Annotated in this window: 14 protein-coding genes; 6 read left to right on the forward strand and 8 right to left on the reverse strand. The window is 70.7% G+C overall.

The genetic code is table 11. From position 1 onward, the window contains the following. Nucleotides 1–54 precede the first annotated feature (54 nt). From BLV31_RS13150 to BLV31_RS13160, 3 genes are read right to left on the reverse strand one after another with little or no spacing between them, the layout of a single operon-like run. Nucleotides 55–927: an ABC transporter ATP-binding protein gene (locus tag BLV31_RS13150; protein ID WP_006552763.1), complete on the reverse strand. Its 873-nt coding sequence runs from the start codon at nt 925–927 to the stop codon at nt 55–57. After that, nucleotides 924–2,060: a FecCD family ABC transporter permease gene (locus BLV31_RS13155; RefSeq protein ID WP_064062112.1), complete on the reverse strand. Its 1,137-nt coding sequence runs from the start codon at nt 2,058–2,060 to the stop codon at nt 924–926. The genes BLV31_RS13150 and BLV31_RS13155 overlap by 4 nt, the downstream gene beginning before the upstream one ends. Next, nucleotides 2,057–3,475: a FecCD family ABC transporter permease gene (locus tag BLV31_RS13160; protein ID WP_024101093.1), complete on the reverse strand. Its 1,419-nt coding sequence runs from the start codon at nt 3,473–3,475 to the stop codon at nt 2,057–2,059. The genes BLV31_RS13155 and BLV31_RS13160 overlap by 4 nt, the downstream gene beginning before the upstream one ends. A gap of 196 nt (nt 3,476–3,671) precedes the next feature. On the opposite strand from BLV31_RS13160, the gene BLV31_RS13165 reads away from it, so the two are divergent. From BLV31_RS13165 to BLV31_RS13180, 4 genes are all read left to right on the forward strand, one after another. Further along, nucleotides 3,672–4,388, forward strand: coding sequence for a hypothetical protein (locus tag BLV31_RS13165; protein WP_006552766.1), 717 nt, complete (start codon nt 3,672–3,674; stop codon nt 4,386–4,388). 148 nt (nt 4,389–4,536) lie between these two features. Next, entirely contained in the window at nt 4,537–4,806 is a 270-nt protein-coding gene (locus BLV31_RS13170; protein WP_139192951.1) for a hypothetical protein, read from the forward strand. 138 nt (nt 4,807–4,944) lie between these two features. Beyond that, a complete protein-coding gene (locus BLV31_RS13175) occupies nt 4,945–5,430 on the forward strand; it encodes a hypothetical protein (RefSeq protein ID WP_072740587.1) in 486 nt (161 codons plus the stop codon). Nucleotides 5,431–5,548: 118 nt separating this feature from the next. Then, entirely contained in the window at nt 5,549–5,998 is a 450-nt protein-coding gene (locus BLV31_RS13180; protein WP_006552769.1) for a PaaI family thioesterase, read from the forward strand. A 56-nt stretch (nt 5,999–6,054) separates the two neighbouring features. Here the strand turns inward: BLV31_RS13180 and BLV31_RS13185 are convergent, their stop codons facing one another. Both BLV31_RS13185 and BLV31_RS13190 read right to left on the reverse strand, forming a co-directional pair. Further along, nucleotides 6,055–7,494 (reverse strand): NAD(P)/FAD-dependent oxidoreductase, encoded by a 1,440-nt coding sequence (locus BLV31_RS13185; protein WP_024101090.1) that lies wholly within the window; start codon nt 7,492–7,494, stop codon nt 6,055–6,057. A gap of 79 nt (nt 7,495–7,573) precedes the next feature. Beyond that, the gene (locus BLV31_RS13190) at nt 7,574–8,617 is read right to left on the reverse strand and encodes a tyrosine-type recombinase/integrase (RefSeq protein ID WP_064061648.1); all 1,044 of its coding nucleotides are present in this window, start codon (nt 8,615–8,617) and stop codon (nt 7,574–7,576) included. 151 nt (nt 8,618–8,768) lie between these two features. Here BLV31_RS13190 and BLV31_RS13195 point away from each other — a divergent pair, with 151 nt between their 5' ends. Next, nucleotides 8,769–8,993, forward strand: coding sequence for a DUF2188 domain-containing protein (locus BLV31_RS13195; RefSeq protein ID WP_024101088.1), 225 nt, complete (start codon nt 8,769–8,771; stop codon nt 8,991–8,993). A 45-nt stretch (nt 8,994–9,038) separates the two neighbouring features. Here BLV31_RS13195 and BLV31_RS13200 read toward each other — a convergent pair whose 3' ends face one another. Further along, nucleotides 9,039–10,235 carry a Fic family protein gene (locus BLV31_RS13200; RefSeq protein WP_064061649.1) on the reverse strand — a complete coding sequence of 399 codons (1,197 nt, stop codon included), beginning with the start codon at nt 10,233–10,235 and terminating at the stop codon, nt 9,039–9,041. Between the two features lie 130 nt (nt 10,236–10,365). Between BLV31_RS13200 and BLV31_RS13205 the strand changes: the two genes are divergently transcribed. Further along, entirely contained in the window at nt 10,366–10,572 is a 207-nt protein-coding gene (locus tag BLV31_RS13205) for a hypothetical protein (protein ID WP_006552774.1), read from the forward strand. A 72-nt stretch (nt 10,573–10,644) separates the two neighbouring features. Here the strand turns inward: BLV31_RS13205 and BLV31_RS13210 are convergent, their stop codons facing one another. Together BLV31_RS13210 and BLV31_RS13215 are read right to left on the reverse strand one after the other, a co-directional pair. Beyond that, a complete protein-coding gene (locus BLV31_RS13210; protein ID WP_064061650.1) occupies nt 10,645–11,388 on the reverse strand; it encodes a VIT1/CCC1 transporter family protein in 744 nt (247 codons plus the stop codon). Nucleotides 11,389–11,397: 9 nt separating this feature from the next. Beyond that, nucleotides 11,398–12,432, reverse strand: a complete 1,035-nt coding sequence (locus BLV31_RS13215) for an NAD(P)H-binding protein (protein ID WP_064061659.1) — start codon at nt 12,430–12,432, stop codon at nt 11,398–11,400. Between the last annotated feature and the right edge of the window lie 16 nt (nt 12,433–12,448).

The following is a 12,448-nucleotide window of genomic DNA, read 5'->3' on the forward strand; positions in this document are numbered from 1 at the left end:
ACGAATGTGCGTACTACCCCCAGTCGTAGGTTCTGACCTGCGGTGGGACCATCGTCACCTCCGGTGGGGACCTCCGGCGGCGCCGTAGACGTGGCGGGTGCCGATGGGCACGATCAGCGGCCGGTCGGACACCGGATCGTCGATGACCGAGGCGTCGAGGTCGAACACCTCGCGCAGCAGTTCCACGGAGATCACCTCCGAGGGCACCCCGGAGGCGACGACGCGGCCGTCTTTCATCACCACGAGGTGGTCGCTGTAGCGCACGGCGAGGTTCAGGTCGTGCAGCACCATCACCACGGTGCGACCGAGTTCGCTGTGCAGCCGGTCGACGAGGTCGAGGACCTCCACCGAGTGCGCCAGGTCGAGATAGGTGGTCGGTTCGTCGAGCAGCAGGATGTCGGTGCCCTGTGCGAGCGCCATGGAGATCCAGGCGCGTTGCCGTTGCCCGCCGGACAGTTCGTCGATGGGCCGGTCGGCGAGGTCGGCGATGCCGGTACGTTCGAGGGCGATGGCGACCTCGTCCTCGTCGTCGGAGGACCACTGCCGGAACCACGACTGGTGCGGGTGCCGGCCGCGGGAGACCAGATCGGCGACGGTGAGCCCTTCGGGCGCGACGGGGGCCTGCGGCAGCATGCCGAGCACCCGGGCGACCTCGCGGGTGCGCATGGTGGTGATGTCGTGCCCGTCGAGCAGCACGGTGCCGGTGCGGGGCTTGAGCAGCCGGCTCAGCGCGCGCAGCAGGGTGGATTTGCCGCAGCCGTTAGGGCCGATGACGGTGGTGACGACCCCGGTGGGGATGGACAGGTCCAGGTCGTCGACGATGAGCCGTTCGCCGTAGCCGAGGCTGATGTGCTCGGCGACCAGTCGCGGCGCCGCATGCTCGATCGGGCCGGGGGCCGGGACGGCAGGCAGATGGGTGTCGGTCATCGGGAGACCTTTCGGTTGGAACGCACCAGCAGGTACAGCAGGAAGGGGCCGCCGAGTGCGGAGGTGACCAGGCCGACGGGCAGCGGCACCGGCAGGATGGTGCGGGCGATGAGGTCGGCGGCGACGACGAACAGCGCCCCGGTCAGGGCGGAGGCGATGATCGGGCTGCCCGCCGAGCCGACGAGGCGCAGGGCGATCTGCGGGGCGGCGAGGGCGACGAAGCCGATGGGGCCGGCGGCGGCGGTGGCGACGGCGGCGAGCGCGCACGCCGCGACGAGCAGCAGCGCCTGCTGGGTCTGCAGCTTCACGCCGAGGGAGCGGGCGGTGTCGTCGCCGAGGCGCAGCGCCCCGACGGTGAAGGAGGCGGTCGCGGCCCAGCCGCCGACGAGCAGCAGCGCGATCGCGGCGGGCACCACCTGACTCCAGGAGACACCGTTGAGCGAGCCGGTCAGCCACACCTGGGCGCGGCTGACGTCGTTGATGTCGGCGGAGACGAGCATCCACTGGGTCAGGGCGATGAGCATGGCGTTGATGCCGATGCCGATGAGCACGAGCCGGAAGCCGTCGGCGCCGCGCCGCCAGGCCAGCAGATAGATGACCGTGGCGGTGAGCAGCGCGCCGAGCAGCGCCGACATCGGCAATCCGAGGGTGGCGAGCAGTCCGACGATGGAACCGCCGCTGGTGACGACGATCAGGGCCACGGCGGCAGCGGAGGCGCCGGCGGTGATGCCGAGGATGTCGGGGCTGGCCAGGGCGTTGCGGGACACCGATTGGGTGATGGCGCCGGAGACCGCGAGGGCGGCGCCGACGACCACGGCGGCGACACCGCGCGGCAGGCGCAGGTCGAAGACGATGAACCGGTCGAGGCGTTCCCCGCCGCCGAGGAGCACCTCGACGACCTGCAGGGGGCTGAGCGGGTAGTCGCCGCGGCCGAGGGAGATCGACAGCAGCACCGCGGTGGCGACGACGATCAGTGCGCACACGATGACCATGCGGGCACGCCAGACGACGGAGACGGAGCCGAGCCGGAAGGCGGGCCGGCCCGGGACGCGGGTGGAGACGTGCACGGGTGAGCGGCGCTTGTCCGTCGTCGGCTCGTTCGTGTCGAGGGACGGGGTGGGGGTGTCGTTCACAAGGCCACCAGCTTCCGGCGACGGACGAGGGCGATGAAGAAGGGGGCGCCGATGAGGGCGAGCACGATGCCGACCTGCAGTTCGCCGGGGCGCACCACGATGCGGCCGACGACGTCGGCGAGGACGAGCAGTGCCCCGCCGAGCAGCCCGGCATAGGGCACGAGCCAGCGGTAGTCGGGGCCGGTGACCGCGCGGGCGATGTGCGGGACGATCAATCCGACGAAGGCGATGGGTCCGCAGGCGGCGGTGGCGGCGCCGGTGAGCACGGTGATCGCGGCGATGCCGATCACCCGGGTGGTGACGACGTTGGTGCCGAGCGAGCGGGCGACGTCCTCGCCGAGGCTGAGCAGGTTCAGGGCCGGGGTGGAGGCGAGCGCGATGAGCAGTCCGACGACGATGAACGGCAACACCTGCCAGAAGACGTCCATGCCGCGGCCGGCGACGGAGCCGACCACCCAGAAGCGGTAGCCGTCGAGGCTGGTCTGGTCGAGCAGCACGATGGTCTGGATCATCGCCTGCAGGAAGAACGCCACCGCCGCGCCCGCCAACGCGAGACTGAGCGGACTCGAGCCGCCGTTGCCGATGGACGCGAATCCGAACACCACGATGCTGGCGAGCGCGGACCCGGCGAAGGCGAACCACAGATACTGCGCCGGGGTGGAGAGCCCGAACAGGTAGATCGACAGCACCACCAGGAAGGCGGCGCCGGCGTTGATGCCGAGCAGACCGGCGTCGGCGAGCGGGTTGCGGGTGTGCCCCTGGATCAGTGCGCCGGCGACGCCGAGCGCGGTGCCGACCAGCAGCGCGAGCAGGGTGCGGGGGATGCGCAGCGAATGCACGATCACGTCGGTTTCGGAGCCGTCGTTGACGACGAGGGCGTGGAAGACCTCCGCGAAGGTCATCGGGCGGGCGCCGACGGCGATGCTGGCGAGCGCGCCGAGCACCAGCAGTACGAGCAGCGCGGCCAGGCCGAGCAGGCGCCGGCGGCGCAGGGCGGCGACGTTGCCGTCGGTGGGGCGCGGGGTGAACTCGTCGTGGCGGGCGTGGCGTTCGGTGACGATCTCGGTGCCGCGGCGCAGCAGGGCACGGCGGGTGCCGGCCGGTCCGGTGGTGGCGCGGTCGCGCAGCACGAGCCCGGTCCACTGCAGGCCCAGACTTTGGCCGGTGCGGCCGGCGCGGTAGCCGTGGTTCCACCACAGCAGTCCGGCGGCGGCGGCCAGGGCGGCGCCGCCGAAGACGATGCGGTCGGTCTGGCCGCCGCCGTTGGCGTCGGCGAGGGTGTCGACGACGAGGGCACCGATGAGCAGGGGGATGGCGAGGAGCGCGAGGTCGCACAGGACGGCGGCGATCCGGCGTCCCGGGCGGGGCGGGGCGGTCGGGTCGGCGTCCGGTGGGGCGTGGGGGGTGACGGTCACGGGCGCGGGGTGCTCCTCGGGAAGGCGGTGGTGCGGTTCGGGTCGTCGCGGATCGTGGGGAACGCGAAGGCCTTCGGAGTTAGGTTACGGAATCCTATGTGCCGACGGGAGTAGGGGATGGGGTTGCGCACACCACCCCCGGATGCAATGGTTAGGCTTACCTAATCAAGATTCACCGTCGATCAGGAGGTGTCGGATGACGACGCTGCTGCTGCCGCCCACGGCGGCACCCGTCCGCCCGTTCGAGGACACGCGCGCTCGGCTGCGCGCACTCGCTGCGGGAGCCCCGCGCGTGTATGCGGTGGCCTGTATCGACGAAGAACCCCGCCGCCGCTGGTGGTTCCTCGGCGGCGGTGAACGCCAGCAGCGCATCGAGGCGCTCTACGACCGTGCCCTGCTCGACACCGAGGACCCGCGCATCGCCGTCGAGCAGGTCGCCGGCGCCCTCATCCACGCCGTGGTCGGCCGCGTCCTCGCCCCCTACGCCCTCGAGGGCCGCGTCTGGGATCCGGGTCTGGACAATCTGTGGCTGCACCAGGACAGCGACGGCTGCATCGACTGGGCCGGTCTCGCCGACGACACCCTGCGGGTGCTGCCCGAGGACCGCGCCGTCGGGGAACGCGACGTGGTGGTGCTGCCGTGCGAGCAGGCGATGGCAGTGTGGACCGCGCACCGCGCCGCGACCGCGCTCGATGCCGTCCATCTCGCGCTGCGGTCCCTCGTCCCGCTCGACCGGAACCGCTTCTGGGCGATCGTCGGGCGCACCGTCGTCACCGGCGCCGCCCAGCTACCCGTGCTCGGTGGTGCCTCCCGCCGTACCGCCGCGCGCCGCGGTCAGGCATTGCTCGACGCCTTCGTCGCCGCCGGCTATCCCGTCCGAGGCCTTGCCGGATTAGGGCAGCCTTCCCTATAATCGAATCCGTTCCGACTGCCGGACCGCAGCGGAGTCCTGAGGGCTGCAGTGACTCCCGGTCCCTTCCCGCGGCGGGCCTCACATCCATGTGGGGCCCGCCGTCGTGTGTCCGGAGCACCCCGCGCCCGGCGTGCACGGCAATTCGGTCATGGACGACGCCGGTGCCCGCTTCACACGACGCCGGAGCGAACTCGGCCCCGACGCCACCCCCCGTGAGGCGATCCGCGCGGTCCTGACGGGACTGCTGCCCCTCGACGAGCAACGACGCGAGGAGACCCTGGTGCTCGGCGCGTTCGGATGGTCTGCGATCACCGGCGGGGGGCATCACCGCCGAGGACACCTTCGCGGCGCCGCGCGCCCTGGCGACCATCGTCGCCGACCAACTCCGGCGGACACGCACCGGCGAGGACGCCGGTGATCCGGAAGCGGGCGCCGATCTCGTCGTCATGGCAGCGGGGGGACTGGCGCAGGGCATGCTGCAGGGATACTCGACCTCACGGACACCGCTCGACCTCGTCGAGCATCTTCTCGACCGTGTCCTGGGAAGCACCGAGAGATGACCACCCTGTGGATGATCGAAGACCTCGAACCGTGGCCCGACCCGCCTGCTCCCGGCCAGGTGTGTGAACCGACCACCTCCTGGATCACACCGGGCGCGAGCGACTGCATCCGCGAACTCGCGCGGCACGTGCCCGCCCGGGTCGAGCAGATCACCGTCGACGATCGGGTCGAGCTGCTCGCCCATCTCGGTCACGGCTTCACCACCGTGCTGCCACCGCAGCTCGACACCCTCGGTGACGTCGTGCTCACGGGGCATCTGGTGTGGGACCGCTATCTGTGGATGCTGTACCGCATCCGACCGCACGGGCGCGCCCGGGTCGCCGAACGGCATCCGGTGATCCAACGAACCAGGAGGATTCCGACCGCGGACGCGGGTTGGTACGGCGTCGAGTACGAGGGCCCGCGGACCGTGCACCGGTTCGGGCCGATCCCCGACGGCCACTCGATCGTCGCCTACGCGCTGCTGGTGACCCTGCAGTGACCACCCCGCTTGCCACGGTCGGAGGTGGGCCGGCCGAAAACCGCCATGTCCTACCATCGTTCGACGGCCACCTGTCCCGGCGGCCGGTCGAGACCACGCACGAACAAGGGAAGCCCGTATGAGCGACCAGTCCACCTCCGCCCCGGCCCAGCACGACGTGCAGGCGATCAACGCCGTCAACGACACCGGCTTCAACACTGCCCTCGGCCTCGAGTTCGTCGAACTCGGCCCCGATCTCGCGCGAGCCCGGTGGACGATCACCCCCACGCAGCACCAGCCCTACGGCATCGTGCACGGCGGGGTGTACTGCGCGGTGATCGAGACCGTCGCCAGCGTCGCCGGCGCCAACTGGTTGGGGGACAAGGGCAACGTCGTCGGGGTCAACAACAACACCGACTTCCTCCGCGCCACCCGCGAAGGGGTCCTCACCGCGACCGGCACCCCGGTCCACCGCGGCCGCACCCAGCAGGTGTGGCGGGTGGAGATCGTCGACGAGCAGGACCGTCTCGTCGCGCAGGGACAGGTGCGCCTGGCGAACATCACGAACGCGGACCGCATCGGGCACTGACCCTGTAGCCGGGCGGCTCCGGCCGGGACACCGCGCCCGGCCGGAGCCGCCGACGGTCAGCCCGCAGCCTGCGTCCCGCCGCGGCCCTGCCCGGCCGGCGCCTGTGCGGAGCGGTCCCCGCCCTTCGTCGCGCTCTCGCCGTTCTGCGAGTCGCCGTCGGGTTCGTCCGCGCGCATGTGCTCGAGCGCGATCCGCGCGAACACCTGCTGCTCGGTCGCGGCCATCTCGTTGCGGCCGGTGGAGAAGAACGCCTGCGCCCACGACAACAGCGTCGACAGCTTCGACGAGAACCCCACCAGATACAGCAGGTGGATGAACAACCACGCCACCCAGCCGAGGAACCCGCTGATCTCGAGTTTGCCGACCTTCGCGACCGCACTGAACCGCGAGATGGTCGCCATGCTGCCCTTGTCGAAATACTTGAACGGTTCCCGATGGGTCGGGTCGGCGCCGTCGAGGGAGGCGATGATCTGCCGGGCCGCGTACTTGCCGCCCTGCATCGCCACCTGCGCCAGACCGGGCAGCTTGTTCAGCGACATCATGTCGCCGATGACGAACACGTTCGGATGCCCCGGCAATGTCAGATCCGGCAGCACCTCCACCCGCCCCGCCCGGTCGACCTGCGCCCCGGACTGCTCGGCGAGCTGCTTGCCGAGCGGACTGGCCGACACGCCCGCCGACCACACCTTGCACTGCGACTCGATGCGCCGCTGCGAACCGTCCTTCTCCTTGACGACGAGACCGTCGGCGTCGACATCGGTGACCATCGCGCCGAGCTGGATCTCCACCCCGAGCCGCTCGAGGGTGTTACGGGCCTTGCGGCTGAGTTTGCCGCCGTAGACCGGCAACACATCGGAGGCGCCGTCGAGCAGCACCACCCGCGCCTCGGTCGGATCGATGTTGCGGAAGGTGCCCTTGAGGGTGCGGCGTGAGAGCTCGGCGATCTGCCCGGCCAGCTCCACCCCGGTCGGACCGGCACCGACCACCACGAAGGTCAGCAACCGGGCGCGTTCGTCGTGATCGTGGGACAGTTCGGCCTGCTCGAACGCCCCGAGGATCCGGCCGCGCAGCTCGAGGGCGTCGTCGATGGTCTTCATGCCCGGCGCGAACTCGGCGAACTGGTCGTTGCCGAAGTAGGACTGGCCGGCGCCGGCGGCGACGATGAGACTGTCGAAGGGCGTGGTGGTGTAGCGCTCGAGGAACCGGGAGGTCACCGTCCGGTTCTCCAGGTCGATCCTCTCGACGTCCCCGAGCAGCACCTGCGCGTTCTTCTGTTTGCGCAGCACCATGCGGGTCGCGGGGGCGATGTCGCCGACCGACAGGATGCCCGTGGCCACCTGGTACAGCAACGGCTGGAACAAGTGATGGGTGGTGCGCGCCACGAGCGTGACGTCCACATCGGCACGAGCCAGGGCCTGGGTCCCGAACAGCCCACCGAAACCGGATCCGATCACGACCACACGATGACGGCGGGGTTCGGTCTGCTCGACGCTCATGGATGCTCCTTCACGTTGCCGGATGGATCTTGTCCCCAGTCTTGCAGTTGCCGCGCCCGCCCACAGCGCAACCGACGAGCTAGCCCGGCCCGTCGCCGAGCGACCCGAGCAGCCCGTAGACGGGGTTGTGCCGGGCGGCGTGCCGCACCGCATCGTTGGTCGCCGAGGTGTACACCTGCACGGTCTGCAACGACCGGTGCCCGAGCAGCTGCTGCAACTCGACCATCGTTGCGCCGCTGTCGGCCAGGCTCGTCGCGAAGGTGTGCCGCAGCGCGTGGGCGAGCGCACCGCGTTTGCGTTCGGACTCGATACCCGCGCGGCGGTAGATGCGCCGCACCCGGTACTGCAGGGTGCCGCGGGTGATGCGTTTGCCGTCCGCGCCGACGAACAGCGGGTCGGCCGGGTCGTGCCGCTCCCACACGGGCAACTCGTCGCGGTCGCGGGTGCGGCGCCGCGCGGCGGGGAAGCGGGCGTAGCGTTCCTCGAGATAGGCGGTGACGATCGCCGTCCAGCTGTCTTCGAGGGGGATCTCCCGTTCGATCGCGCCCTTGCCGAGCACCCGCAGCACCGGTGCCCGGCAGCCACCGAGGATGCTGCCCACATCGAGCCGGATCAACTCGTCGGAGCGGATCCCGGTGAGCAGCAGGGTCGCGATGAGCGCGAGATCGCGTTGCGGCCAGTCCCGCGCCGACTCCGCGGGGCGTTGCGCCTCCACGGTGACGGTGTCGACGAGTTGGTTGATCGCGGTGGGGGAGAACGCCTTCGGGGTGTGCTGTGGTTTCTTGGGCTGCGCGATCGAGGCCATCGGGTTGCCTTCCGACACCCCTTCGGAGACGAGGAAGTTGCAGAAGTTGTTCCACACCGACCAGGCGCGGCGCACCGACGCCGGTTGCCGCTCGGCGGCGAACGCCGCGAATGCCGACCGCAGCCCGCGTACCGTCACGTCCCCGAGCGTCAGCGCGTCCTGCGGCACCGCGCAGGTCGCGGCGAGATGCGCGCGCACCGCGTGCAGGTCGAGCCGGTAGGCCTTGATGGTGTGCGGAGACCGTTTCGCGGTCTGCAAGGTCTCCAGATACGACCCGATCCAGTCCGACAATCCCGGCTCGGTCGCGCTGCCCGCCACGATGCCCCTCCCGTGAAGATCCGCTCGTACAGATGTGCGAGTCCAGTGTGACAGCAGGGACCGACGGGACAGCAGAGACCGCGTCCGGATTCGGGGAGACCGGCGCCGGGTACGCGATGGACAACCGGCCGTTCGTGGAGAGGAGCACCCCATGCCCGCAGGCGATGTCGAGACGTTCCACCAGGACGGATCCTGGCACAACCGCATCGAGGGCTCGAGCGACCTGCTCGGCACCTATCCCACCCGCGAGGAGGCCGTCGCCGCCGGCCGCGACGAGGCGCGCCGCCGCAAGGTCGAACACCTTGTCCACAACCTCGACGGGACGATCGGCGAACGCAACACCTACGGTCACGACCCGCGCGACATCCCGGGCTGATCGACCCCGAACCGACCGTCGCCGGGGCGATCGATACCGAGGAGGTCAGTCGCGGCGGCGTTTGGCGCGCGCGGCGAACTCGTCGAGCACCCGCACCACATCCTTGGCCTGCCAGATGCGATTGCGGCGCCCCTCGGTGATCTGCGTGAGGATCCCCGCGTCCACCAGCCGATCGATGGCGATCTGCGCGTTGGCGCCGGTCACCGACAAGGCCGCGGCGGCCGACCGGTTGTCGATCACCGGCTGGCGCAGCAGTACGTCCGAGAGCCGGTGCACTGCCGAATCCCGCCGCGCCGTCACCCGGGACCGCCACAGCTCGCGTACCGCCTCGAGATCGGCGACGAGCGTGCGGCCGTTGGCGACCGCCGCGAACGACGCGTCGACGATCGAGTGCACGATCGGCCCGATGTCCCCGGCGCGGTAGGCGCCGAGCGCATCGAAGTACTCCCCGGTGTTGTGCAACAGGCCCGCCGAGACCGGCACGGCGACACTGCGGGTGAGCTGCCCGCCGCGCAACATCGCCTGGATCAGCGCGCGACCCACCCGGCCGTTGCCGTCCGGGAACGGGTGGATGGTCTCGAACTGCGCGTGCGCGACCGCGATCTGCGCGACCACCGGCAGATCCACCCGGTGGGCGAAGGCCACCAGATCGTCGATCAGCTCGGGCACCCGCGCGTAGTGCGGGGGCACGAACTGCGCGGTGTGCGGGCCCAGGCTGCCCCCGCCGATCCACACCTGCTGGGTGCGCCACCGTCCCGCGATGGTCGGATCGTCGTACTCGAGCAGCGCGTGGTGCATCCGCAGGATCGCGGCGGCGTCGATCGCATCGGACAATTCGAGCGCCGCGCGCATCGCCCGCACGTTGCCGACGATCAGGCGAGCGTTGCGGGAGGCGTGTTCGCCGAGTTCGGCGAGCGCGATCTGCCGCGCCCCGCTGGAGAGGTTCTCGATCTCCGAACTCGACGCGCTCTCGGTGCGCAGCAGGATGGAGGCGAACGGGGCGGTGATATGCCCGACCTCGACATCGAAGCGGGTCAGTTCCGTCGCGGCTTCCTCGGTGAGGGCCTGCAGTTCGCCGTCGAGCGGGAGGGGCCGGTGGGCGATGAGCGGGGGGACCGCGGCGCGGTAGGGGCCGGTGGTCAGGCGTTTCTCCCGCCGCGAGCCGTAGGCATCGCTGCTCACCCACGGGTGCTGTTCGTAGGTGACCGCGGGCCAGCCGGACGCGACGTCAACCGATGCCATCCCCGGAACATACCATCGGATAGTCGATTATCCGATGGTATGGATCGGGGGTGGGTTCGGATCCGGCCGTTGTGCACGGCCGGAACCGGAGGTTTGGGCCACAGGTGGTTCGGACGTAGGGTGCTGGGCCATGGCATTACCGACCTTCGACATCGACACGCCCATGGCCTATCACGTTGCGCAGCACAACATCCTGCAGAGACTCGATGCCGGCGACGACGCCGGGACGGTGCGGGAGGAATGGCGGCAGGCCATCGAGCGCATCATCGACAACCATCTCGCCGGCAACGACGCGCTGAGCTTCGTGACCGCTCCCGCGCTCGGCCCGGTCGACTGACGCACCGCTCGGTACACCCCGCCTCGCGGACCGGCACGGCCCGCGGAGCGGGGACGCCGCGCTTGCGCCCCGTTACATGACGGTGTCGAACAACTGGCCGACTCCGTAGGTCACTACCATCGCGAGCGCACCACCGAACACCACCCGCATCACCGCCCGACCCCGCCGGGCCCGGCCGAGCCACGCACTGATCGATCCCGTCGCCGCCAGCGCACACAACACCGCCACGAACGTCACCGGGATCCGCACCGTGTCGGGCACCGACACCACCATCAGCAGCGGCACCAGCGCCCCCAGGGTGAACGACACGGCCGACGACAACGCCGCCACCCACGGATTCGCCAGTTCGGTCGGATCGATCCCCAACTCCACCTCGGCATGCGCGGCCAGCGGATCCCGCGCCGTCAACTCCTCCGCCGCGGCACGCGCCGTGACCGCCGACAATCCCTTGCCCTCGAGCAGGGCGGCGAGTTCGTCGAGTTCGGCCTCCGGCATGGCGGCGAGCTCACGACCTTCCGTGTACAGCGCCGCGCGCTCGGTGTCGCGTTGCGTACTCACCGACACGTACTCGCCCAGCGCCATCGACACCGCCCCCGCGGCCAGCCCGGCCACACCGGCGGTGAGGATCGCCGCCTCGTTCGTCGTCGCGGCCGCCACACCGACGACCAGTCCCGCGGTCGAGACGATGCCGTCGTTCGCGCCGAGAACACCCGCCCGCAACCAGTTGAGTCTGCTCGCCAACCCGGCGGTGTGCGGTTCGCGGTCCTCGTGCCGCCTGCGGGAATCGTTCGGTGACGCCGGATCCGGACGGGGCATGTCGTGAAGCTACACCGACGGACGGCGGCGCGGGGGGATCCCCACGGCAGAGTATCGGCGCGCCTCCGCCGCGGCGACCGCCCACTCCGGATCCCCGGGCAGCGCGCCCATCGGGTCCCGCTGCGCGCACGGCACACTCACATCGGCGGGCAGCACTGCGCGCTGCAGCGCCTGCACGATCCCCAACGGCCGATGAGCAGCCGGGGCCAGGCGGCCGATCCACCGACGATCGCGGGCCGTCATGTCGTGCCGCAGGCTCTCCATCAACGCCGCCACGGTTCCCGACGGCACCTCCGTCAACCACGAGCCGAACCGGCCGATCACCGCGCCCGGCAATCCGGCGACGGTGACCTGGGCGCGCGGCATGCCGGTGACCTGCCCGTAGAGGCGGAGCAACTCGGGATAATGCAGCGACTGTCCGCAGCCCACATCGAACGAGTCCGTGGGAGTGTCCGCGACGGCCGCCCCGAGCACTGCGGCGACCAGGTCGACGACCGCGATCGGCTCGACCCGCGAGTCCATCCAGTCGGGTACCACGGTGACGGGTAGGCGCCCCGCGAGTTGGCCGAGCACCTCGAAGCTCGTCGACCCGGAGCCGAGCACCATCCCGGCTCGCAGCGTGATCACCGTGCGGCGGGAGCGGGACAGTTCCTGCTCGACCTCCCAGCGCGAGAGCAGATGCTCGGACAGCGCGTCCGGCGCACACTCGGGGACGAACCCGGAGACGTAGACGACACGCGTCACCGGAGAGGCATCGACCGCGTGCCGGACGGTGCGGGCCGCTGCCAGGTCGAGGTCCCGGAAGTGCGCCGAGCGCATCCCGTGCACGAGATAGACCACGACGTCGACATCGTCGAGCGCCGGTGGGAGAGTGTGCGCGGCGGTGACGTCCACCTGCGCGGTCTCAAGCTGGTCGTGCCACCAGAAGCGTCGCAAGGCCGTCGGGTTCCGAGCGGCGGCGCGCACGGTGCAGCCGATAGCGAGGAAGGCGGGGACGACCCGGCTGCCGACGTAGCCGGAGGCACCGATCACGAGAACTCTCATGCGCTGTCCCATCCCT

Origin of the sequence: Rhodococcus pyridinivorans, from assembly GCF_900105195.1 — a bacterium.
GTDB lineage: Bacteria > Actinomycetota > Actinomycetes > Mycobacteriales > Mycobacteriaceae > Rhodococcus > Rhodococcus pyridinivorans.

Bases quoted from the DNA above. Each gene is read 5' to 3' on its own strand.
- BLV31_RS13150 (WP_006552763.1), bottom strand. From the start codon at position 927: ATGACCGACACCCATCTGCCTGCCGTCCCGGCCCCCGGCCCGATCGAG.
- BLV31_RS13165 (WP_006552766.1), top strand. From the start codon at position 3,672: ATGACGACGCTGCTGCTGCCGCCCACGGCGGCACCCGTCCGCCCGTTC.
- BLV31_RS13170 (WP_139192951.1), top strand. From the start codon at position 4,537: ATGGACGACGCCGGTGCCCGCTTCACACGACGCCGGAGCGAACTCGGC.
- BLV31_RS13175 (WP_072740587.1), top strand. From the start codon at position 4,945: ATGACCACCCTGTGGATGATCGAAGACCTCGAACCGTGGCCCGACCCG.
- BLV31_RS13180 (WP_006552769.1), top strand. From the start codon at position 5,549: ATGAGCGACCAGTCCACCTCCGCCCCGGCCCAGCACGACGTGCAGGCG.
- BLV31_RS13185 (WP_024101090.1), bottom strand. From the start codon at position 7,494: ATGAGCGTCGAGCAGACCGAACCCCGCCGTCATCGTGTGGTCGTGATC.
- BLV31_RS13195 (WP_024101088.1), top strand. From the start codon at position 8,769: ATGCCCGCAGGCGATGTCGAGACGTTCCACCAGGACGGATCCTGGCAC.
- BLV31_RS13200 (WP_064061649.1), bottom strand. From the start codon at position 10,235: ATGGCATCGGTTGACGTCGCGTCCGGCTGGCCCGCGGTCACCTACGAA.
- BLV31_RS13205 (WP_006552774.1), top strand. From the start codon at position 10,366: ATGGCATTACCGACCTTCGACATCGACACGCCCATGGCCTATCACGTT.
- BLV31_RS13210 (WP_064061650.1), bottom strand. From the start codon at position 11,388: ATGCCCCGTCCGGATCCGGCGTCACCGAACGATTCCCGCAGGCGGCAC.
- BLV31_RS13215 (WP_064061659.1), bottom strand. From the start codon at position 12,432: ATGAGAGTTCTCGTGATCGGTGCCTCCGGCTACGTCGGCAGCCGGGTC.